The sequence below is a fragment of the Rhodococcus sp. MEB041 genome, assembly GCF_030208955.1.
GTDB lineage: Bacteria > Actinomycetota > Actinomycetes > Mycobacteriales > Mycobacteriaceae > Rhodococcoides.
On sequence record NZ_JARVSZ010000010.1, the window covers coordinates 44,381 to 65,419 of the forward strand.

Genomic DNA, 21,039 nt, shown 5'->3' on the forward strand with positions numbered 1-21,039 from the left:
CCATGAGAATGCTCGTGACCGGCGGCGCCGGGTTCATCGGCGCGAACTTCGTGCACCTGACCGCCCGCACCCGCCCCGACATCGAGATCACCGTCCTCGACGCCCTCACCTACGCCGGCAACCGAGCCTCCCTCGACCCCGTCGCCGACCGCATCACCTTCGTCCAGGGCGACATCACCGACACCGCCCTCGTCGACCGCCTGGTCGCCGACACCGACCTCGTCGTCCACTTCGCCGCCGAATCCCACAACGACAACTCCCTCGGCGACCCCTGGCCGTTCGTGCACACCAACATCGTCGGCACCACCACCCTGCTCCAGGCAGTCCGCACCCACGACGTGCGCTACCACCACATCAGCACCGACGAGGTCTACGGCGATCTCGAGCTGGACGACCCCGCGCGGTTCACCGAGACCACCCCGTACAACCCGTCCTCGCCGTACTCCTCCACCAAAGCCTCCAGCGACCTGCTCGTGCGCGCCTGGGCCCGGTCCTTCGGCGTCCGCGCGACGATCTCGAACTGCTCCAACAACTACGGGCCCTATCAGCACGTCGAGAAGTTCATCCCCCGCCAGATCACCGGTGTCCTGACCGGTATCCGCCCCAAGCTCTACGGCGCCGGACTCAACGTCCGCGACTGGATCCACGTCGACGACCACAACACCGCCGTCTGGACCATCATCGACAAGGGCGCCCTCGGGCAGACCTACCTCATCGGCGCCGACGGCGAAGTCGACAACCGCACCGTCGTCGAGACCATCCTCGAACTCTGCGGCCACGACAAGAGCGACTTCGACTTCGTCACCGACCGCCCCGGCCACGACCTGCGCTACGCCATCGACAGCACCCGCCTGCGCACCGAGCTCGGCTGGGCACCCCGCTACTCCGACTTCCGCAGCGGACTCGCCGCCACCATCGACTGGTACCGCGACAACGAATCCTGGTGGGCGCCCCGGAAAGCTGCGACCGAAGCGGCCTATGCATCGGCCGGCGAACGGACGCTCTGATCAGACGGGTTCCGGCGGCTGGTGCGTGATGCGCCGCCGCAGCAGCACGTACACCGCGCGGCGCAGGAACGACGTCACGAGCGCGCGAGCATTACCGATACGAACGTCGTTCTCGGACAGCAGGTCCGGGTAGGCCGCGCGCAGTTTCCGATGGAATCCCGCGGCCTGCCCCGCCTGTTCCCGCGCCAGGCGCACGCTCCACTGCCCGGCATTGATGCGGAACGCCGCGAGCGACGAGCGGATGGCCACCACGTCACCCTTGAGTGCGACCTCCGTGAAGGTCGCCTGATCGATGAGGAACGGGTGGTCGTTGTCCCACCAGCCGATGTCGGCGAGGGCGTCTCGTCGCATCAGGACGCATCCCGGCTCACCGAAGATGTTGGAGCCGGCGAGCACCGCGGTGCGTGCGGCCGTGCGTCCGTCGACGAGGCCGGACAACTTTCCCAGTCCACGCGTGGCGATGATGGTCTTGCCGGCGGCGTCGACGAGCGTGCGTTGCGACGCCACCAGGACGGCCGACGGGTGCGCGTCGAACGCGGCGACCTGGTCGGCGATCGACGTCTCGGTGATCGTGTCGTCGCCGCACACGAGTTTGATCAGTTCGCCCGTGGCCAGTCGACTCACTCTGTCCCAGTTGCGTTTCGCGCCGCCGCCGGCCTCGGTGTGCTCGACGCGGATGCGATCGTCGTCGTAGCGGGCGATGACGTCGAGGGTGGAGTCGGTCGACGCGTGATCGGCGATCACCAGCTCGAAGTCTCGGTAGGTCTGACTCAGGATCGACTCGATGGTCTCGCCGATGAAGTCGGCGTTGTTGTACGCCGGGACCACGATCGACACGCGGGGTGCCATGTCAGGAACCTTTCACCGAGGACGAGCGCTTGAACGAGAAGTCGCGGTAGCCGAAGAAGCTGATGCAGGCGGTGAGCAAGGTGATGACCAGCTGGGACGGGATGGGTGCGAATCCGAGTACCGAGACGGCGACGGTCATCGCGGCGAGGTTCACCGCGAAGGCCCCGGAGTTGACCACGACGAACCGCCAGAAGTCGCGAAGCACGTGTCCCCGCACCCGGAAGACCAGGTAGCGATTCGTGCAGAAGGCAGTCAGCACGTTGCACAGGTAGCCGAGCACGATCGCGGCGTGATAGCCGAGCGTGTCACCGATCGCGAGCTGCCAGACGATGAACCAGACGGTGCCGAGCACCGTGTTGAAGCCGCCCACCAGGAGAAAGACGAGTCCTTGGTTGCCCATCAGGCGGAGGAGCGGGCCGACCGGCTGCGCGTCCACGACGACACGGTCGTCGTCGGCAGGTTGATCGGCGGTCACCACGGCAGTGTCTCAGCAGCGTTCACCGTGGCACAAACTCGCGGACCCGCTCCGGGCTCGTCACCCGCGGTGGCCGGCGAGGAGCGAGGACCGGATGGACTCCAGCGTCGAGGCGATGCCGGCGGGCAGCGTGCGGTGAGTCCTGCGATCGATCTCGGGCCAGACGGTGGATCGAAGACGCAGGTCACGGCCCTGGAGCGAGGATAACGGGGAGGCGGCCTGGACGACGAGCGGTCGCCGACGGAAGACGGACCTGCACGCGCCGAGAATGGCGCCGATGGTGACGGCATTGCCCGAGGCGAAGATCTTGGTGACGGGCTCCGTGCGCTCCCGCGCGGCGACGTCCAGGGCGTCCGCCACCATCTCTGCCGCATCGGAGATGTAGAGGTAGTCGCGCAGGGTGTCGATGGGCACATAGATCGAGATGGGTGATGCCAGTAGGTACCCGCGGCACAGGTGGGAGATGAGTCCCTGCGGCTTCGACAGGTTCTGTCCCGGTCCGTACAGGTTGGCGAAGCGGCCGACCACCACCGACGCATCGGTGCGTCGACCGAAGTCCACCGCTCTCTGCTCGGCGCGTAGCTTCGCGTGGCCGTACTCGCCCAGCGGCGCGACCGCGCTCGACTCGTCGTGCGGTGCGTCGGGCGTGCCCGCGTAGACCCCACCGGCGGACGACGCATGGAAGACGGTGACAGGCTCCGGCCTCGGGACCGCATACGACTCGAGCTGTGCCAACGCGTGCGCGAACAGGTCGTTCTCCCGGTCGAAGGCTGCGCGCGGCGTGCCGTTGACGCCTGCGCCCGCACACCACACGACATTGACGCGACGTGCGTCGGAGGTGGCCACCGCTCGCGCGCGAGAGGTGATCACGGTGCGCGCCGCGTTCTCGTCGAGCCACGGGATCGTCTCGGTCACCACCCGGTGCCCACGACGGGCGAGTTCGGCGGAGACGGCCGAGCCGAGAAGTCCACCACTCCCGACGACCCAGGACAACGTCGTCACGAGAGGTCGGGGTTATCGGCGTCCCGGTTCTCGGCGCCCGGGCTCGGGGACACCCGGTCGGCCCGACCCAGTGGCCCGGCAGCCGGATCGCCCACGATCAGATAGGGAGGCTTTCCCATCGCGGTCTTCACGTTGACGCCGACGTACTCGGCGACGACGCCGAGAGAGAACAGGGTGGCCCCGAATCCGAACAGCAGGACGACCATGGTGGACGCCCAGCCGCGGACCTCGGTGTCCGGGTCGAAGAACGTGTACACGACGAGGAGATAGGCGACCAGGACGAGACCGAGAACGGCGAACACCACCCCCAGCACGCTGACCAGACGCAAACCCTTGGTGCCGCTGGAGAGAACCATGCGCCAGAAGTGGGACAGCAGGGTCCGCAGGTTGTAGCCGGAACGCCGTCCCTGTTCCTCGCGCAGCGTCACCGGGCTGGTGGTCACACTGCCGGCGATCCACCCGAGTGCGACGTCGAGGTACGCCTCGGATCCGGCGTAGGCGGCCACCGACCGTCCGACCTCGCCCACGACCATGCGGAAGCTGCTGTACTGCACGGTGTTCTCACCGGCCAACGCCTTGGCGATGAGCCACTTCGAACCCTTGCTCGTCGCGTTGCGCCACAGTCCGTGCGGGGCGGCGTTGGTACCGCGGGCGTAGACGACCGAGGCCTGCTCGTCGAGTGCGGTGTCGAGAAGTCCGCCGATGTCGGCGGGATCGTGCTGCCCGTCCTCGTCCATCGTGACGATCCACTCGCCGCCACTCGAGGCCATGCCCGCGAGCGTCGCGGGGTGCTGCCCGAAGTTGCGACTGAGCCAGATTCCGCGGACGAACGAGTGACGGTCCGCCAGGTCTCGGATGACGGCCGCGGATCCGTCCGGGCCGTGGTCGAACACCAACAGGACCTCCTCGACCACCGCGAGTCGGCGACCGGGGGTCAGAAACGGCCGGGTGAGGGTCTCGATCTCGTCGGTCAACGGGCCGAGGGTCCTCTCACCCTGGTAGACGGGAACGATGACCGAGATCCGGTGCGGAAGCTGATCGTCAGTCACGAGAGCCGACCCTATAACGCAGAGGGGCCGTTTGCCGACGAGCGAGCGGCCGACGACTGCGGTCGCGCGGAGAACCGTCGTCGGACGTCGAGCACGACGAGGCCCAGCAGAACGACGATTCCAGCGCCCATGGCAGCCAGTCCGAGCCGAAACCCGGGCGGGCGGAAAGTCAGCTCGAGATCGGCGTCGGTGGTACCCGGGGGCAGGTCGACGTAGAGGAAGGTGTCGCCCAGCCCCTTGGTCTGCAACGGCTGTCCGTTCAGCGTGGCCGTGTATCCGGGCCAGGCGAGCCTGGCGAAGACCACGCTGCCGCCGGCGGCGGAGCTCACCCGCAGGCTCTCGTCGACGTCGCTCGAGCGCACCGGCTCGACGTCGGCGTTCACCGTCGCGGACACGGTGCCCTCCTGCGTCGACACCGGCCCGTCGACCCGTTCGAGGACGGCGACCTGGTCGGACTGCGGTCGTGGGACGTCGACCCAGCGCCATCCGGGAGGAACCGGAAGCTGCCGCCACATCGGGTACTGCGCCTTCTGGACGACGACGCGGTCGAGCAACATCAGATCCGCCGTGGTCCGCCCGGTGTAGACGTCGGGACGGAACACGTTGCGGTACGCATCGGGGCAGGTGGTGCCCTCGTAGGCGACGCACAACAGTTCCGAGAACGCCTGGTGGCCGACCGGCGTGTAGGCGCTGACGTAGTTCAGGTCGAGCACCTTGGCGTAGTTGCCGTACACCTGCGCACGCCAGCGATCCGTGGCGTCCTCGGGCGATCTGTCGGACAGTGCCCGATCGCCCAGTTGCAGCGTGGTCCCGGTCCAGTCCGGGAACTCCGCACGCGCCTCCTGCTGGGACGACGGGAAGTTCCACTCGCTCAGAACGGGCCGGTAGTTGTGGATCTGGTACAGCGCGACGGGAATGACAGACACCATGAGCAGCGCGGTGGCGGCGGTCGCCCTGCGCGCGCGGAAGACGGCGACGACGAGCCCGCCGAGAACGACGACGAAGAGGACGGACAGCAGGTGTCGGCCGGCCAGTTGCGGTCCGGACGACAGCGCGCGGATCAGCAGGACGCCCGTGATGACGCCGGCGGCGGTCAGTCGGCCGCGCAGAGAGCGCAGGGTTCCGAAACGGCTCAGCAGAACTGCGGCGATGATGAGCAGGGCGGCAGCGACGAAGGGCAGCAGTCGTCCGGGCCAACGGATCGGCCCGATGTCGGACGGCCCCGCGGTGTACAGGAGCAGGGCGCCGAGAACGATGAGGGGACCGGACAGTTCGCGCACGACCGTCGGCACACGGCGCCAGTCGACGAATGCCACAGCCGGGACGAGGAACCAGGCGATGTAGGTGACCGGGGCCATGGTGGTCTCGCCACTCCACGACTCCATGCTGGTCACCGCCGACGGCAGGCTCGCGCTGAAGGTCTCCGACCAGGGGACCACGAGGAAGTTGTCGTTGAGGGTTCCCTCGGCGCCCGAGCGCCAGGTGACGCCCGAGGTGAGGACGCCGGGGAGGAACGTGACGGCGCCGCACAGGGCGGCGGCGATCGATACGGCCCCGAGTCGGATCACCGGCATCGGGACGCGCGCACGCAGGTACTCGCCGATCATCACCGCGCCCGCGGCGACTCCGGCCATGAGGGCCGCGTGGACGTACCCCACGCTGATGGCGAGGTAGAGAAACGCGAAGACCGGTAGCGGACCGGAGGTGCCGCGGGCATAGCGCACGGCACTCGCCCAGGCATTGATCACCCAGGCCATGCCGATCAGCGACGTCACCCAGGACGGCTGCTCGAAGAAGAGGGTGAATCCCGCGAACGGCGTGGCAGTCGCAGCGACCGCCGCCCAGGAGGGCCTGGATCCGTACTCGAGAGCCACGCGGTAGACGCCGATCGCCAGCACCACGGCGAAGAAGATCTTGACGACGGCAGCGAGCAGTGCCAGGTCGTCCACCGACGGTGAGATGAGGTTGACGATCATCTGCACGGGATTCCAGAGCCCACCCTGGCCCTCGACCGGGTAGTTGCCGGCCATCCACTGGGTGGTGACGAGGGGGAGGAACTGCCCTTCACGCAGCAGGCGGCCCAGAGCCAGCCAGTTGCCCACCGCGCCGGACTCGGTGTCGTCGAGGTAGAAGAAGCGATGGTCGCTCACGAGGATCGCGACGAATCCCAGCACCACCACCACACCGGAGCCGAGACCCCAGGACCAGCGCTCTCGACGGGACGTCTCGACCGAGGTCACGACAGGCGTGTGTGTCACACCGTCCTCGCTTCCTGACCGACACGTCGTTCCCCGCAAGTGTCATGGACGCGACGGAACCCTCCCGGTTGTTATCGTAGGTCACAGACCGGTCTCATTTGTTACGGGGTGCGACGAGCACGCCTGTCTCTACTGTCAGGAGTTGGACAACCGATGCAGTCGACCGCGCCCGCGACGATTCCGCACAGCGGCCACGACAGGTTGGTCCTCCAGCGAGGCGTCTTCCTCGGCCCCTCCACCAGAGTGAATCCCGATCTGTACGTGCAGATCGAGAAGGGCAGCGGGGATCGCAGGCGCCACGACATGACGCTCGCGAAGAACTCCTTCGCTCACACCAACACGTACTTCGGGCGCTTCGCGGCGTCCTACTGGCAGCGGTGGACCACGGTCGGCGCGGTCACGGCGTCTCTGCGCATCGCGACGAGCGGCCGTGTCCGAGTGCGACTGCTGGCCTCGGACATCGCCGGTCACCGCCGCATCGTGTCGGTGCAGGAGACGCGGAGCGACGCCGTGCTGACATTCGAGGCTCCGCTCGACAAGTTCGTCGACGGGGGTGCCCTCTGGCTGGAGTTCGAGACGTTCGGCGAGTCCGCCGTCGTCGACGGCCTCGAGTGGACCCACGCCACCACGGTGTCGAGACGTCCGGTGGCCATTGCCATCTGCACGTTCAACCGCGCCATCGACTGTGCGCACACGGTGGCCGCACTGGCGTCCGACGACGTGGTGTTGTCGCTGATCGACACCGTGCACGTCGTGGATCAGGGCACCGACCTCGTGCAGGATCAGCCGGAGTTCGCCGATGCGCGGGCGCGGATGGGCGACACCCTGGTGTACCTCCGGCAGCCCAATCTCGGTGGTGCGGGCGGTTTCACGCGTGGACTGTACGAGGTGACCGCGTCTCGGAGTGGTGTCGACGTCATCCTCATGGACGACGACATCCTGTGTGAGCCGGAGACGGTGCTGCGTCTGAGCGCCTTCGCCAACGTCACGGCGCAGCCGACCCTGGTCGGTGCGCAGATGCTGTTCCTGCTCAATCCCGACTACCTCAACGTCGGCGCGGAGGAGGTGGACTTCCTGCACCTGCAGCACGGTCGCACCGTCGGAAAGGCGTTGTCCAACAAGAGCATGATCAAGAAGAACCAGGAGCGCCGGGTCGACGCCGGCTACAACGCCTGGTGGACGTGCCTGATCCCGTCCGAGGTCGTCGAGGAGATCGGTCTCCCGCTTCCCATGTTCTTCCAGTGGGACGACGTGGAGTACGGCGTGCGCGCCGGCCGTGCCGGCTTCCCGACCGTCACGCTGCCCAACGCGGCGGTGTGGCACGCCGACTTCTACTGGAAGGATTTCGACGACTGGGCGCGGTACTTCAGCACGCGCAACTCGCTGATCGTCGGGTCTCTGCACAGCGACCTGAACACGACGGTGTTGTCGCGAATGTTCCTGCGGCACATCGCCGAGTACGTCGTCGGAATGCAGTACGGCCTCGCCCACACCACCTTGAAGGGTATCGAGGACTGGCTGTCGGGGCCGGACCATCTGTCCGACGGCGGCATGGCGGCGATGGCTCGTATCCGAGCCGACCGCAAGGAGTACCCGGAGACGATCATGCACCCGGCGGCCACTGCGCCGGTGCCCTCCGCGGAGGTGCGGGTGTCGCGAGCGGGCGGGGAGCCGAGCGCGATGCGAGCGGTGTTGGCCAAGCGCGGTGTCGACCAGTTCCTCGGACGCACGATCGGCGGTCTCGTCGGCGTCACGCGCGAGGACGCCCACTGGTGGCACATCGCCAGGTTCGATCATGTCGTGGTCACCGACGCATCGCAGGGCGGTGTTCGAATCCGCAAGCGGGACAAAGCACGTGGGGTCGCGCTGATGGTGCGTGCCGTCAAGGTGATGCGGCGTCTGCGGCGGGAGGCTCCTGCTCTGCAGGAGCAGTACCGTGCGGCCGGTGCCGATCTCATCGCACGCGAGAACTGGGCCCGGCTCTACGGGATCGACGCCGACGCTCCGACCACCGAATCGGTCAGGTGAGCCGGACCGCCACCTGCTCGTTGTTGGACGTGTAGGCGAGGTACTCGAACGTCACCCCGGTGCGGTGGACGAACTCGGTCCACGCCTTGTACTCGTGCAGGGCCCAGCCGGGGAAGTTGAAGAACTCGTCGAACACGATGACGGTGCCCGGCACCAGTCGTGACTCGAGACGTCGCAGGACGAAGTCGGTCGACGAGTACAGGTCGGCGTCGAGGTGCAGGAACGCGACCGGGCCGCGGTTCTTCGACAGGAACGGCCCGAGGGTCTGCTGGAACATGCCCTTCACCAGGTGCGCTCCCGGAACGTCCGGTAGAGCGTCCTGAGCGAAGGTCCCGGCCTCGAAGCCGGTGCGCCAGTCCTCCGGCAGGCCCTCGAAGGTGTCGAAGCCGGCGATGACTCCGACGTTGGCGGCGCGGCGCCACTCGTCGACGATGATCGCCAGCGTGGTCCCGGTGGCGACCCCGAACTCGAGTGCCATGCCGTCGATGGACACCGCACCCAGGGCGTGGCGCAACGTGAGGTCGGGACGGGTGAACGACGGCGTCCGCGGGAGGTGGTCCTCCACGAAGTCGGCACTCGAGGCGGTGGCCTCGAGGTCCGAGGCGAACGGGATGTCGCGGCGCATCCGGAACTCCAGCGTGGTGATGGATTCCTGGAGGTCGGCGATCGTCTTCGCCTGACCCGTGATCAGGTCAATCAACTCACTGTGACGACGGTCGGCCTCGGGTGCCACGGCGTCCTGGACTGCCTGCACGACCTTGCCCCGCGCCGAGGCTCTGACGCGTCGGCTCCACCGCATCACCCGCACCGTCCACTCGTCATGGGGACATACCGTAGTTCAGGGTTTGCGGAAGTACTCATCCCGGCCGAGCTTGCGCAGACGCAACCACTCGCGCAGGCCGCGGAGGTCCCGTCGTGTGACCACGAAGTACCACCCGAAGCGCACCCATTCCTGCGGGAGAAGCTTGCGCATGCCGGGTTGAGCCATCAGGTATCCGCGGTTGCGGTAGGTGAAGTAGCGCTTGGTGGCGTCGTCAGGATACTGCGTGTGCATCCGGCCGCCGAGGATCGGCTTGAACTCGTCGGCGCCGTTCGGATGCAGGTACGCGGTCTGCAGGCACGTGCCGAAAGCCAGCCCCGAGCGTGTGAGGCGACGGTGGATCTCGACCTCGTCGCCGCGGACGAAGAGCCGGAGGTCGGGGACACCGACGGCGTCGATCGCAGCGGCCGAGAACAGCGCACCGTTGAACAACGACGCGTAGGACGGCAACAACTCGTCGTCACCGAGTTCGGACCGCCAGCGTCGCCACGCGGTGCCGCGTCGCAGCGGGAACGCGAGGTGATCGGGATCGTCGATGTCGCACACGACGGGGGAGACCTCGTCGAGGCCGTGTCGCACCGCGCAGTCGAGGAGCGTGGCGAGGACGTCCGGCCCCTCCGGCCTGCCGTCGTCGTCGGCTAGCCACACCCGCTCGGCACCGAGGGACAGCGCGTGCAGCATCCCCAGCGCGAAGCCGCCCGCCCCGCCGAGGTTGTGCTTGCTCCCGAGGTAGGTGGTCGGCACGGCCGCGCTCTCGACGAGCTCGCGGACCGCGGTCTCGTTCGCGTTGTCCACCACGATCAGATGGTCGAGCGGACGGGTCTGCGACGTCAGGACGGCGAGGGACTGGGCCAGTAGCTCGCGGCGCCGGTGGGTGACCACCACGCCGACGATGAACTCAGGCATGCGGGTCGTGATCGGCCTGGTCACGATCCGCGGCCTCCAGCTCACGAATGACGTGCGCGACGTGGTCTCCCGCGTCGTCGCCCTCGTACGACCGCACGACCTCCTCGATGCCGCCCTGCTGCCGCACGTGGCCGTGATCGATCCACATCGCCGAATCGCAGAGCTGGGCGAGGAACTCGTTGGAGTGCGAGGCGAAGACGAGGATGCCCGAGCGCTGCACGAGCTTCTGCAGACGAGTGCGCGCCTTCTTCATGAACTCGGCGTCGACAGCGCCGATGCCCTCGTCGAGCAGCAGGATCTCGGGGTCGATGCTCGTGACGACGCCCATGGCGATGCGCACCCGCATGCCCGTCGAGTAGGTGCGCAGCGGCATGTCGAGGTACTCGCCGAGCTCGGTGAAGTCGGCGATCTCGTCGATCTTCGACATCATCTGCTTGCGTGTCTGGCCGAGGAACAGGCCGCGGATGATGATGTTCTCGTAGCCGGAGATCTCCGGGTCCATGCCGACGCCCAGGTCGAAGACCGGCGCGACGCGACCCCGCACGACGGCACTGCCTCGGGTGGGTTCGTAGATGCCCGCCAGCAGGCGTAGGAGCGTCGACTTGCCCGCACCGTTGTGGCCGACCAGTCCGACGCGGTCGCCCTCCTTCAGTGAGAGCGTGATGTCGCGCAGCGCCTCCACGACGACGACGTCACTGCTGTTGCGTCCGATGGTGCCGCCGGCCTTGCCGAGGAACGCCTTCTTCAGCGACCGGGTCTTGGCGTCGAAGATGGGGAAGTCGACGCACGCGCCGTGCGTCTCGATGCTGACTGTCATGTGTGTCTCGTCCGATCAGACCCAGTAGGGCACGCGGGCCCGGAACGTACGCATCGCCACCATGGTGACGGCCAGGCCGACCACGGTGAACGCCAGCACGATGTACCAGTGGTACGCCTGCTGGTCCTCGCCGATCAGGGGCGCGCGCAGGATGTCGAGGTAGTGGAACAGCGGATTGATCTCCACCAGCCGCGCGCGGTCCGCCGCGGCCCCGCCCATCTTCTGCAGATTCGCCGTGGTCCACACGATCGGCGTCATGAAGAACAGCAGCGTGACGACGCTGCCGAGGATCGGGGCCAGGTCGCGGTAGCGGGTGGCGATGATGCCGAAGAGCAGTGACACCCACACCATGTTGACGACGATCAGACCGAACGCCGGGATCGCCATGACGATGGTCCAGTGCAGCTCTGGACGGAACACCGCGAGCATGATCAGGTAGATCAGCATGTTGTGGCCGAGGAGCAGCACCTGGCGCCACACGAGCCGATAGATGTGCACGCTCAGTGCCGACGGCAGCTGTTTGATCAGGCCCTCGTTGGCCACGAAGACGTCGGCGCCCTCGAGGATCGACGCGCTGATGAGGTTCCAGATGATGAGCCCGACGGTGACGTGGGGCAGGAACGACTTCAGGTCGATGTCGAGGAGGACCGAGTACAGCAGACCCATCGCGACGGCCTGCACACCCGTGGCGATGGTGATCCAGAACGGGCCGATGACGGAACGCCGGTACCGCTGCTTGATGTCCTGCCACCCGAGACTCAGCCACAGCTCACGCTGGGCGTAGCCCTGCCGGAGATCGCGGACGGCCCGGCGGAACGTCTGCGAATCGGACGCGGGTGCATCCCCGGAGTTCGAGTCCCCGGTGTTCGAGTCGATCGCTGGTGCTGCCACGACCGACGACCCTACAGACGAGAACCGTCAGAGGTACTGGCCGGTGCCCTGCCCGTGCTGGCCCTGACCGCCGCCGCCGATGGACACACCGGGCGGAAGTGCACCCTGGCGCATCTGCTCGAGCTGGGCGCGCGCCGCCATCTGCTGAGCGAAGAGTGCCGTCTGGATGCCGTGGAACAGTCCCTCCAGCCAGCCCACCAGTTGTGCCTGGGCGATGCGGAGCTCGGCGTCGGACGGCACCGCGTCCTCGCCGAAGGGTAACGCCAGGCGTTGGAGCTCGTCGCGCAACTCCGGCGCGAGTCCCTGCTCGAGCTCACGGATGGAGGAGGTGTGGATCTCCTTGAGGCGGGTGCGGCTGGCGTCGTCCAGCGGTGCCGCGCGCACCTCCTCGAGGAGCTGCTTGATCATGGTGCCGATGCGCATGACCTTGGCGGGTTGCTCGACCATGTCCGCCAGCGATTCCTGGTCGTCGCCGTCCGACGAGTCGCCGGCCCCGGTGACGTTCGCGCGGGCCGCGGCGGCCGCCGCCTCGCGGGGACTGAGCGCGATCGGCTGCCCGTCCGGACCGATGACGACGACGTGGTCGGCGCTGTCGTCCGCGCGGCCGCCGTCCGAGTTCTGCTCGTGTGAAGACGTCATGTCTCCATCTTGACCCGGGTCGCTCACCAGGATGGGGTCCGGGGCGTGCCCGTGCGTGCCCGCCCTGTCGCCGTCGGCGCCTAGAGTGTGCGGCATGACCTACGACGTCGCCCGCGTACGAGGGCTGTTTCCCTCGCTCGGCGACGGCTGGATCCACCTCGATCCGCAGCTGGGCATGCAGATCCCCGACCGGGTGGCCACGGCCGTGTCCACCACCTTCCGTGGGACCGCATCGACGCACATCGGTCGGCACCCCTACGCGCAGCGCAGCGCGAAGGTCGCCGACGACGCTCGGCAGGCCGTCGCAGATCTGGTCGGTGGAACCCCCGAGGGCGTGGTCCTCGGTCCGGACCACGGCATCCTCCTGACCGCTCTCGCGGAAGCCCTCAGCACGCGTCTCGGCCTCGGTACGGGCATCGTCCTGTCCCGGCTGGACGACGAGGCGAACGTGGCACCGTGGCTGCGCATCGCCAATCGGTACGGCGCCCAGGTGCAGTGGGCCGAGGTGGACATCGAGACGTGCGAGCTCCCCAGTTGGCAGTTCGGGGAACTCATCGCGGCGAACACTCGGCTCGTCGCGCTGACCGCGGCGTCGACGGTGGTGGGGTCGGCCCCCGACGTCCGTGTCGCCGCCGACCTCGTGCACGACGCCGGCGGGCTGCTGGTCGTCGACGCGGTGGGTGCGGCCCCTTACGCGGTGCTCGACATCGAGGAACTCCGGGCGGACGTCGTCGCCGTCAACGCCGCGGCCTGGGGTGGGCCTCGCGTCGGAGCGCTGGTGTTCCGGGACCCCGAGCTGCTCGACCGGTTGCCGTCGCAGGCGCTCGACACCGATGCGAAGGGTCCGGCGCGGCTCGAGGTCACCGGTCTGCACTACTCACTGCTCGCGGGCATGACCGCGTCCATCGACTGTCTCGCCGCCCTCGACGAGAACGCGAGCGGGACACGTCGACAGCGTCTCGAGATGTCCATCGGCTCGCTGCAGGACTATCAGGATCGGCTCTTCGCGTACCTGCAGGAACGTGTGGCGGCACTGCCGCACGTCATGGCCATCGGTCAGGCGTCCAGCCGCATCCCGTGCCTGAGCATCAGCGTGGACGGCGTCGACTCCGACAAGGTGGCGGCGCGACTGGCGGACAACAGGATCGACGTGGTCGGTGGCCTGCACGGCGGCAGCCGCCTGCTCGAGTCGCTGGGTGTCGCCGATGCCGGTGGCGCGATCACAGTGGGGCTGGCCCCGTACACGACGCGGCACGAGATCGACCAGCTCGTCACGGTTCTCGAGACGCTGACCTGATCCGCGCCCGTCAGCGGACGCGCAGGATCACCTTGCCCACCGTGGCGTGGTCGTCCAGCATGCGATGAGCCTGCGGTGCGTCCGACACCGGCACCTCCGCGTGCACGACGGGCACGACCGCACCGTCGGCGATCATCGGCCACACGTGCTCGCGCACCTGGCGCACGATGTCGGCCTTGCCGCCCTGGCCGGTGAGGGGGCGCGCCCGCAACCCGGCGCAGTGCACACTGCCGCGCTTGGCCATCAGCGCGCCGAAGTCGAACTCGGCCACCCGGCCGCCCTGCATGCCGATCGTGACCAGGCGGCCGTCCATCGCGAGCGCAGAGATGTTGGGAGAGAGGTACTTCGCGCCCATGTTGTCGAGAATGACGTCGGCTCCGTGCCCGTCCGTCGCGGACCGTAACTCCTCGGTGAAGTCCGAGGTCTTGTAGTCGATGAGGATGTCCGCGCCGAACGACCGGCAGATCTCGAGCTTCTCCGCCGAGCCGGCGGTCACCGCGACGCGCGCGCCGAGGGCCTTCGCCACCTGGATGGCGTGCGTGCCGATGCCGCTGCCACCGCCGTGGATCAACAACGTGTCCCCGGCGGACAAGCCGGCGTACATGACGACGTTGGACCACACCGTGCACGCGACCTCGGGCAGCGATGCGGCCACGTGCAGGTCGAGCCCGTCGGGAACGGGCAGCACCTGTCCGGCCGGCACCACCACCTGCTCGGCGTAGCCACCGCCCGCGAGCAGCGCGCAGACCCGGTCGCCGACCTTCCACGAGGTGACGTCCGCACCGACGTCGGCGATCACACCGGAGCACTCGAGCCCGAGGATGTCGGTGGCGCCGGGCGGCGGCGGATAGTTGCCCTGACGTTGCTGCAGATCGGCGCGGTTGACGGCGGACGCCGCGATGGAGATCAGGACTTCTCCCGGCCCCGGTACGGGATCGGGTACCTCGCTCCAGACCATGACCTCCGGGTCGCCGTACTCGGTCAGCGTGATGGCATGCACGTCTCGATCGTATGCCGCCCTCAGATACGGGAGGGTTCCTCCCACAGGTTGATCCCGGCCTCGGTGGCGTGTTCGTCGATGCGGCTCAGTTCGTCGTCGTCGAAGCGGAGTCGCGCGAGTGCACCCACGTTGTCGTCGAGCTGCTCGACGGACGAGGCGCCGATCAGCACCGTCGTGACCCGCGGGTCGCGCAGCGCCCACGCCAAAGACATCTGGGCGAGCGACTGCCCCCGCGCCGCGGCGATGTCGTTCAGCGCGTTCAGATGCCCGCGCATGTCCTCGGTCAGCCACTCGGGATCGAACGACTTCCCCTGTGCCGCGCGCGACTCGTCGGGGATTCCGCCGAGGTACTTGTCGGTCAGCATGCCCTGCGCGAGAGGGGAGAACGCGATCACGCCGACTCCCAGCTCGTCGACGGCCGGCAGCAGATCGGACTCGATCCAGCGATTGAGCATCGAGTAACTCGGCTGGTGGATCAGCAGTGGCACTCCCGCATCGGACAGCAGTGCCGCCATCTGGCGGGTGCGCGCCGCCGAGTACGAGCTGATGCCCACGTAGCGCGCCTTGCCCTGCTCGACGGCACTGACCAGCGCGCCCGCGGTCTCCTCGACGGGTGTGTCCTTGTCGGGGCGGTGGCTGTAGAAGATGTCGACGCTGTCGAGCCCCATGCGCTCGAGTGAGCGGTCCAGTGAGCTCAGCAGGTACTTGCGCGACCCGCCGAAGCCGTAGGGGCCCGGCCACATGTCCCAGCCTGCTTTGGTGGAGATCACCAGCTCGTCGCGGTACGGCCCGAAGTCCTCCCGCAGGATGCGGCCGAAGTTGATCTCCGCGCTGCCGTACGGCGGCCCGTAGTTGTTGGCGAGATCGAAGTGGGTGATGCCGAGGTCGAACGCGCGACGGAGCACGGCCCGCTGCGTGGCGAGCGGTACGTCGTCACCGAAGTTGTGCCACAGCCCCAGCGAGATGGCGGGCAGCTTCAGTCCGCTCTCACCGGTACGGCGGTAGGGCATCGCTGTCGGGCGGTCGGTGTCGTAGCGGTCGGGGGAGGCGACATAGGGATCCGGCATGGCGCCATCCTGCCGGACATGTGACGCTCACCAGCGTGAAATCGTGTTGCCGGGCGTGCGCGTTCGCTAGCGTTTGCGTGTGAGCACTTTCGGCAACTTCCAGAACGAGATCTACCTGACCGGGCTCGGCGGCACGACCCCCGACCTGCCGATGACGGCCGACGGTCTCGAGGAGCGGGCGCGCGAGACGCTGTCCGCGGCCGCCTTCGCGTACATCGCCGGGAGTGCGTCCACGGAACGCACGGCGCGTGGGAACGTCGACGCGTTCGGCTCCCGCAGGATCGTTCCCCGGATGTGGCGCGGGGCCAGCGCACCGGACGCCCGCGACCTGTCGGTGACCGTGCTGGGGACCACCCTCGCCGCACCGGTGCTCACCGCGCCGATCGGCGTCCTCGGCATGGTGCACCCCGCGGCGGAACCCGCCGTCGGGTCGGCCGCCGCCGAGCTGGGGATCGGCTCGGTGCTGTCCACCGCGTCGTCCACTCCGCTCGAGGACGTCGCGGCGGAGTCCGGCGAGAGCTGGTGGTACCAGCTGTACTGGCCGTCGGACGACGGCGTCGCGGAGTCACTGGTGCGTCGTGCCACCGCGGCGGGAGCGAAGGTCATCGTCGTCACGGCGGACACCCCCGGCATCGGGTGGCGTCCGCGCGATCTCACGCTCGGTCATCTGCCCTTCCTCCGCGCCGAGGGCATCGCGAACTACCTGTCCGATCCGGTCTTTCGCTCACGCCTGGCGTCGCCTCCCGAGGAGAGTGCCGAGGCGCTGCAGATCGCGGTGCTCACCTGGGTCGGCATGTTCGGCAACCACACGCTCCGCCCGTCCGACGTTGCGCGGGTGCGTGAGTGGACGCATCTGCCCGTCGTGGTCAAGGGGATACTGCACCCCGACGATGCCCGTGCCGTCGTCGACGCGGGTGCCGACGGCGTCGTCGTCTCCAATCACGGTGGGCGACAGGTGGACAACTCGATCGCCGCGCTCGACGCGCTCGAACCCGTCGCCGCGGCCGTCGGGGATCACGCGACCGTGCTGCTCGATTCCGGTGTCCGCTCCGGCGCCGACGTGGTGGTCGCGCTGGCCCTCGGCGCCGACGCGGTGTTCTACGGGCGGCCGTGGGTGTACGGCCTGGGACTCGCGGGCCGGGAGGGTGTCGTCCATGCGCTGCGGTGCCTGCTGGGCGACCTCGACATCACCATGGGACTGGCCGGGCTGTCGTCGGTCACCGAGGTGGACGGGTCGATTCTGTACCGGTCCTGAAGATGCGCAGGTCGGCACGCGCGGGGGTCACCTCGGTCTAGCCTTCCGTCATGGTCGTTCACAGTGCGCGTCCCGAGGAGTCACAGACCGCGGCCCCGCCGGTGGCCTGGTTGAACGAGGCGGAGGCCCGCGCGTGGCGCGCGTTCATCGATGCCGACTACCGCCTCATGGACACCCTGAACCGCGACCTGCACACGCGAGAAGGTCTGACCCTGGCCGAGTACCGCATCCTGGTGCGACTGAGCGAGGCTCCCGACGGTTCGCTGCGGATGAGTCTGCTCGCCGACGGCGTGCTCTCGTCGAGGAGCCGGCTCACGCACCAGATCCGCCGAATGCAGGAGCAGGGCTTGGTCGTTCGAGACACCTGCGACGAGGACGGGCGTGGTGTCCTGGCCGTCATCACGGACGACGGACGCGCCCGCCTGGCGGCAGCGGCACCGTCGCACGTCGCTGCGGTACGGCGATGCCTGATCGATCTGCTCACGGCCGACGAACTCGCGACGATGGCCGAGGTGTTCGAGAAGGTCGATCGACGACTGCTCGCGGGAGACCACTAGTATCGATCGCGGAAGCGTGGCAGAGCGGCCCAATGCACTCGCCTTGAAAGCGAGAGACGTGTGAAAGCGTCCGGGGGTTCAAATCCCTCCGCTTCCGCCAGTGCGATGTGATCGACGACGAACGCCCCCTCCGTCCGGAGGGGGCGTTCGTGTCGGTCGGTGCCGCGTTACTTCTGCTTCGCGGCGGCGAGTCCGCGGGCCACGATGGCGGCCTGCAGGTAGCGCAGTCCCGAGGGCACGCTGGGATCGATGCCGGTGAGCTGGCCGATGCGCTTGAGGCGGTAGTCGACGGTGTTGGCGTGCACGAACAGGTGCCGCGCGGTGCGCTGGCGGTTGAGTTCGTGACCGATGTACGACGTCAGCGTGTCGAGCAGCTCGGGCGCGTCGTCGAGGGGCTTCAGAGCGCGGAGCAGCTGCTCCCGGCCGCGGCCCGGACGGGTGAGCTGGTACTCGAGCACCAGGTCCTCGGTGCGGTACATCCCGGCCGGTCGGCCGAGTTGCCGTGTGAGCGAGAGCAGTTCGTAGACGTGCTCGGCAGCACCGGGGATGTCCTCGCGCTCGGCCGACGTCATCGTGGCGGTGATCGGGATCTCGCCGGCGCGGGAGAGTCGCTCGACGAGGGTGTCCACCCACTCGCGTTCGCGCGGTGCGGGCAGGAGCACGGTGCCGCCGTCGGTGCTGAGCAGGGCCAGCGGCGACTTCCCGCACATGGTCGCGAGTTCCGCCTGGATGCGGCGCAGCTTGCGCCGTGCGGACACGGTGCGATCGACGACGGGGTTCGCCTCGTCGGGATGCTGCGGGAAGTGCAGCGCGATGACGAGGTACTCGTCGGCGAGGTCGATGCCGCACTGCTGCGCGGTGGACAGGGCGTTCTGACCGCCGCTGAGCAACGTGGTCACCAGTGTGTGCGTGGCGGTGTGGTGCTCGGACGCGACGGAGCGGTACTCCTCCACGTACGCCATGGACACCTCGGTGGTGACGGCCTCGAGGAGGCTCACCAGGACGAGCGAGTTGTCGGTGACGTTCTCGATGTTCTGCGCCTTGGCGTCACGGCTGACGAGAGTGAGACCGAAGCGGAATCCGTCGTGATAGGCGCGCAGGATCGAGCGCAGCGGCACCCCCTCGCGAGCCCAGCGAGCGGCCGCGTCGTGGACGTTGGCGAGGTCCTTGTCCGACGGCGTCTTGCCCGATTCGAGCATGCGGACGGCGAGACCCAGGCACTTGACGGTGACCTCGGTGACGTCGCCGTGCAGGAGCTCGCCGGGGAGCGTTCCGCAGGGGGTGTTGGCCTGGAAGTGATCGACCAGATGACGCGCCACCCCTCGCAGATCGCTCATCGCCAGAGAGTTTGTGCGGGTGCCGGCGATCAGGCCCGCTTCCATGTGTCCCGGAAGCGGCTTCGGAGCTGTCTTCGGTGTGGTCATCGATCCCCCCATGACTGTGTAGTTCATGTCAGTCGTGCATGTTCTCGGGGTACCGTAACAATCATTAACGGGTCCCGAGATTGTTTCGAGATACCTATTCGAGAGCCACGGTATGCGCTCAGGCCCACTGCGGTGTCTGTTCCCGTTGTCAGGCCAACCGCTGTGACCTGCGATGACACCCCTGCATGACGCCTGTTGAGGCAAAACAAGTCGCGTTTTCACCTAGTTACATCTTGCTTTCACACAATTGACGGTGACCCACTTCATGAAATGTCACACACGTGGGTGATGCCTCGAAGTCTGGTTCGCGTGTCGTCCACCGTCTCGCGGTACGCTTTCGGCACGGTTCCCGGTCTCGGTGTCCTCGTCGCCGGTTCTTGTGACCGCAGACAGGACGTCGGGCAGTCCTTTGGACCTGAAGGTGGCGTACCTACCGGCAAGTAAGTTGGTACGCGTTCCCCCGGGCGCGCGGGACGTTCCGCGCGTCGTGTCTCTCTGTTCACCGGTGGCTCCACGCGAGCCACATCGGACGAAAGGTCTGTCGATGCGACGTCCCGCTCTGCTCGCCGCGGGGTGCCTCACCGCGCTGACGCTTCTCGGCTCCGCGCCGGTGGCGGGTGCGCAGCCCGGCGTTCCGACGCCGGCCGTGGACGCGTCGTCACCCACTCGCGTCGTCTCGGTGACCATGGCGACCGATCGCCGGGCCGTCATGTCGGTGTTCTCCTCGTCGATGAACCGCGAGATCCAGGTGCAGGTGTTGCTGCCCGCCGATCGATCGGTACCGCGTCCGTCGCTGTACATGCTGGACGGGGTCAGTGCGGGCGAGGAGTCCGGCTACACGGAGAGCACGTGGACGCAGAAGACGGACGCGGTCTCGTTCTTCTCGGACAAGGCCGCCAACATCGTCCTTCCCGTCGGGGGACGCGGTGCCTACTACGCCGACTGGGCCCAGCCCGATCCCGTGCTCGGAGTCAACAAGTGGGAGACGTTCCTGACGTCGGAACTGCCCCCGTTGATCGATGCCCGCTTCGACGGCAACGGCGTCAACGCGCTGATGGGTCTGTCGATGGGCGCACAGGGCGCGATGAACCTGCTGACCAAGCATCCCGATCTGTACACGGGCATCGCCGGATTCAGCGGTTGCTACGACAACCGCTCCAACGAGACGAAGAACGCGGTGCGTGCCACCGTCGGGTCCACCGGAGGCGACGCCACCAACATGTGGGGCACGAACGCGGATCCGCTGTGGGCCGAGAACGATCCGAGTACCCGCGTCGAGACGCTCCGCGGCAAGCAGGTGTACCTGTCGACGGGCAACGGATTCCCCGGACCGTACGAGGCGGGTGGCGGTTTCGGTGAGGAGATCATCGACGCGCTGACCGTCGGCGGCCCCCTCGAGGCCGCCGCGAACATCTGCACCACCGGCTTCGCCGACACGCTGCGCGCGGCGGGTGTCCCGGCGACCATCGTGTTCAAGCCGTACGGCACGCACTCCTGGCGCTACTGGCAGGACGAGATGCACAACTCGTGGCCCGTCGTGGCCAGGGCGCTCGGCCTGTAGCTGTCAGGGGCGTACGCCCTCTCCGTCGACCGCACACCCTCTCCCGCCGGCTGCAGAGGGTGTTCACTCACCGCCAGGGGTGTGCACACACTCCCTGGTGCGCCGCCGCGAACGTCTCGCGGCGCGGGCCCGAGTGG

At 68.0% G+C, this 21,039-nt stretch carries 19 protein-coding genes and 1 tRNA gene; 7 read left to right on the forward strand and 13 right to left on the reverse strand.

The window, feature by feature from the left end:
- Positions 1-2: 2 nt before the first annotated feature.
- Positions 3-1,007, forward strand: a complete 1,005-nt coding sequence (rfbB, locus tag QRN16_RS20560) for a dTDP-glucose 4,6-dehydratase (protein WP_285189596.1) — start codon at positions 3-5, stop codon at positions 1,005-1,007.
- Here rfbB and QRN16_RS20565 read toward each other — a convergent pair whose 3' ends face one another.
- The 5 genes from QRN16_RS20565 to QRN16_RS20585 are packed head-to-tail and all read right to left on the reverse strand — an operon-like array spanning position 1,008 to position 6,640.
- Positions 1,008-1,856 (reverse strand): glycosyltransferase family 2 protein, encoded by an 849-nt coding sequence (locus tag QRN16_RS20565; RefSeq protein WP_027506551.1) that lies wholly within the window; start codon positions 1,854-1,856, stop codon positions 1,008-1,010.
- Position 1,857: 1 nt separating this feature from the next.
- Positions 1,858-2,331 carry a GtrA family protein gene (locus tag QRN16_RS20570; protein WP_231476428.1) on the reverse strand — a complete coding sequence of 158 codons (474 nt, stop codon included), beginning with the start codon at positions 2,329-2,331 and terminating at the stop codon, positions 1,858-1,860.
- Between the two features lie 60 nt (positions 2,332-2,391).
- Entirely contained in the window at positions 2,392-3,333 is a 942-nt protein-coding gene (locus tag QRN16_RS20575; RefSeq protein WP_285189600.1) for an NAD-dependent epimerase/dehydratase family protein, read from the reverse strand.
- Complete coding sequence (locus QRN16_RS20580) at positions 3,330-4,355, reverse strand: glycosyltransferase (RefSeq protein WP_285189717.1); 1,026 nt, start codon at positions 4,353-4,355, stop codon at positions 3,330-3,332. The genes QRN16_RS20575 and QRN16_RS20580 overlap by 4 nt, the downstream gene beginning before the upstream one ends.
- 38 nt (positions 4,356-4,393) lie before the next feature.
- A complete protein-coding gene (locus tag QRN16_RS20585) occupies positions 4,394-6,640 on the reverse strand; it encodes a hypothetical protein (protein ID WP_285189602.1) in 2,247 nt (748 codons plus the stop codon).
- A gap of 153 nt (positions 6,641-6,793) precedes the next feature.
- On the opposite strand from QRN16_RS20585, the gene QRN16_RS20590 reads away from it, so the two are divergent.
- Positions 6,794-8,668, forward strand: a complete 1,875-nt coding sequence (locus QRN16_RS20590; protein WP_056443146.1) for a glycosyltransferase — start codon at positions 6,794-6,796, stop codon at positions 8,666-8,668.
- Here the strand turns inward: QRN16_RS20590 and QRN16_RS20595 are convergent.
- The 5 genes from QRN16_RS20595 to QRN16_RS20615 are packed head-to-tail and all read right to left on the reverse strand — an operon-like array spanning position 8,661 to position 12,741.
- On the reverse strand, positions 8,661-9,467 hold the full coding sequence (locus QRN16_RS20595) for a class I SAM-dependent methyltransferase (RefSeq protein ID WP_027506557.1): 807 nt from the start codon (positions 9,465-9,467) through the stop codon (positions 8,661-8,663). The genes QRN16_RS20590 and QRN16_RS20595 overlap by 8 nt on opposite strands.
- Before the next feature lie 39 nt (positions 9,468-9,506).
- On the reverse strand, positions 9,507-10,394 hold the full coding sequence (glfT1, locus tag QRN16_RS20600) for a galactofuranosyltransferase GlfT1 (protein WP_222641201.1): 888 nt from the start codon (positions 10,392-10,394) through the stop codon (positions 9,507-9,509).
- Positions 10,387-11,211, reverse strand: coding sequence for a galactan export ABC transporter ATP-binding subunit Wzt/RfbE (gene wzt / locus QRN16_RS20605; protein ID WP_027506559.1), 825 nt, complete (start codon positions 11,209-11,211; stop codon positions 10,387-10,389). Before wzt ends, glfT1 begins: the two co-directional genes overlap by 8 nt.
- A gap of 15 nt (positions 11,212-11,226) precedes the next feature.
- Positions 11,227-12,102 carry a galactan export ABC transporter permease subunit Wzm/RfbD gene (gene wzm / locus QRN16_RS20610; RefSeq protein ID WP_027506560.1) on the reverse strand — a complete coding sequence of 292 codons (876 nt, stop codon included), beginning with the start codon at positions 12,100-12,102 and terminating at the stop codon, positions 11,227-11,229.
- A gap of 27 nt (positions 12,103-12,129) precedes the next feature.
- Positions 12,130-12,741 (reverse strand): bacterial proteasome activator family protein, encoded by a 612-nt coding sequence (locus QRN16_RS20615; protein ID WP_051613544.1) that lies wholly within the window; start codon positions 12,739-12,741, stop codon positions 12,130-12,132.
- 94 nt (positions 12,742-12,835) lie between these two features.
- Between QRN16_RS20615 and QRN16_RS20620 the strand changes: the two genes are divergently transcribed.
- Positions 12,836-14,038: a cysteine desulfurase-like protein gene (locus QRN16_RS20620; RefSeq protein WP_285189609.1), complete on the forward strand. Its 1,203-nt coding sequence runs from the start codon at positions 12,836-12,838 to the stop codon at positions 14,036-14,038.
- Positions 14,039-14,048: 10 nt separating this feature from the next.
- Here QRN16_RS20620 and QRN16_RS20625 read toward each other — a convergent pair whose 3' ends face one another.
- Entirely contained in the window at positions 14,049-15,038 is a 990-nt protein-coding gene (locus tag QRN16_RS20625; protein WP_285189611.1) for an NAD(P)H-quinone oxidoreductase, read from the reverse strand.
- A 20-nt stretch (positions 15,039-15,058) separates the two neighbouring features.
- Complete coding sequence (gene mgrA / locus QRN16_RS20630; RefSeq protein WP_204869541.1) at positions 15,059-16,105, reverse strand: L-glyceraldehyde 3-phosphate reductase; 1,047 nt, start codon at positions 16,103-16,105, stop codon at positions 15,059-15,061.
- Between the two features lie 79 nt (positions 16,106-16,184).
- On the opposite strand from mgrA, the gene QRN16_RS20635 reads away from it, so the two are divergent.
- The 3 genes from QRN16_RS20635 to QRN16_RS20645 all read left to right on the forward strand — a co-directional run bounded on the left by QRN16_RS20635 (position 16,185) and on the right by QRN16_RS20645 (position 18,017).
- Positions 16,185-17,360, forward strand: coding sequence for an alpha-hydroxy-acid oxidizing protein (locus QRN16_RS20635; protein ID WP_027506568.1), 1,176 nt, complete (start codon positions 16,185-16,187; stop codon positions 17,358-17,360).
- 50 nt (positions 17,361-17,410) lie between these two features.
- Positions 17,411-17,917, forward strand: coding sequence for a MarR family winged helix-turn-helix transcriptional regulator (locus tag QRN16_RS20640; RefSeq protein ID WP_051613546.1), 507 nt, complete (start codon positions 17,411-17,413; stop codon positions 17,915-17,917).
- 10 nt (positions 17,918-17,927) lie between these two features.
- A tRNA-Ser gene (locus tag QRN16_RS20645) sits at positions 17,928-18,017 on the forward strand.
- 67 nt (positions 18,018-18,084) lie between these two features.
- Here QRN16_RS20645 and QRN16_RS20650 read toward each other — a convergent pair.
- Positions 18,085-19,341: a PucR family transcriptional regulator gene (locus QRN16_RS20650; RefSeq protein ID WP_261776324.1), complete on the reverse strand. Its 1,257-nt coding sequence runs from the start codon at positions 19,339-19,341 to the stop codon at positions 18,085-18,087.
- A 544-nt stretch (positions 19,342-19,885) separates the two neighbouring features.
- Between QRN16_RS20650 and QRN16_RS20655 the strand changes: the two genes are divergently transcribed.
- Positions 19,886-20,902 carry an alpha/beta hydrolase gene (locus QRN16_RS20655; protein WP_056443162.1) on the forward strand — a complete coding sequence of 339 codons (1,017 nt, stop codon included), beginning with the start codon at positions 19,886-19,888 and terminating at the stop codon, positions 20,900-20,902.
- Positions 20,903-21,039 lie beyond the last annotated feature (137 nt).

What these genes read in the sequence shown, in the direction of transcription:
- QRN16_RS20655 (WP_056443162.1), top strand. Translation starts at nt 19,886, where the DNA reads ATGCGACGTCCCGCTCTGCTCGCCGCGGGGTGCCTCACCGCGCTGACG.
- QRN16_RS20620 (WP_285189609.1), top strand. Translation starts at nt 12,836, where the DNA reads ATGACCTACGACGTCGCCCGCGTACGAGGGCTGTTTCCCTCGCTCGGC.
- QRN16_RS20650 (WP_261776324.1), bottom strand. Translation starts at nt 19,341, where the DNA reads ATGACCACACCGAAGACAGCTCCGAAGCCGCTTCCGGGACACATGGAA.
- glfT1 (WP_222641201.1), bottom strand. Translation starts at nt 10,394, where the DNA reads ATGCCTGAGTTCATCGTCGGCGTGGTGGTCACCCACCGGCGCCGCGAG.
- mgrA (WP_204869541.1), bottom strand. Translation starts at nt 16,105, where the DNA reads ATGCCGGATCCCTATGTCGCCTCCCCCGACCGCTACGACACCGACCGC.
- wzt (WP_027506559.1), bottom strand. Translation starts at nt 11,211, where the DNA reads ATGACAGTCAGCATCGAGACGCACGGCGCGTGCGTCGACTTCCCCATC.
- QRN16_RS20590 (WP_056443146.1), top strand. Translation starts at nt 6,794, where the DNA reads ATGCAGTCGACCGCGCCCGCGACGATTCCGCACAGCGGCCACGACAGG.
- QRN16_RS20565 (WP_027506551.1), bottom strand. Translation starts at nt 1,856, where the DNA reads ATGGCACCCCGCGTGTCGATCGTGGTCCCGGCGTACAACAACGCCGAC.
- QRN16_RS20640 (WP_051613546.1), top strand. Translation starts at nt 17,411, where the DNA reads ATGGTCGTTCACAGTGCGCGTCCCGAGGAGTCACAGACCGCGGCCCCG.
- QRN16_RS20615 (WP_051613544.1), bottom strand. Translation starts at nt 12,741, where the DNA reads ATGACGTCTTCACACGAGCAGAACTCGGACGGCGGCCGCGCGGACGAC.
- QRN16_RS20595 (WP_027506557.1), bottom strand. Translation starts at nt 9,467, where the DNA reads ATGCGGTGGAGCCGACGCGTCAGAGCCTCGGCGCGGGGCAAGGTCGTG.
- rfbB (WP_285189596.1), top strand. Translation starts at nt 3, where the DNA reads ATGAGAATGCTCGTGACCGGCGGCGCCGGGTTCATCGGCGCGAACTTC.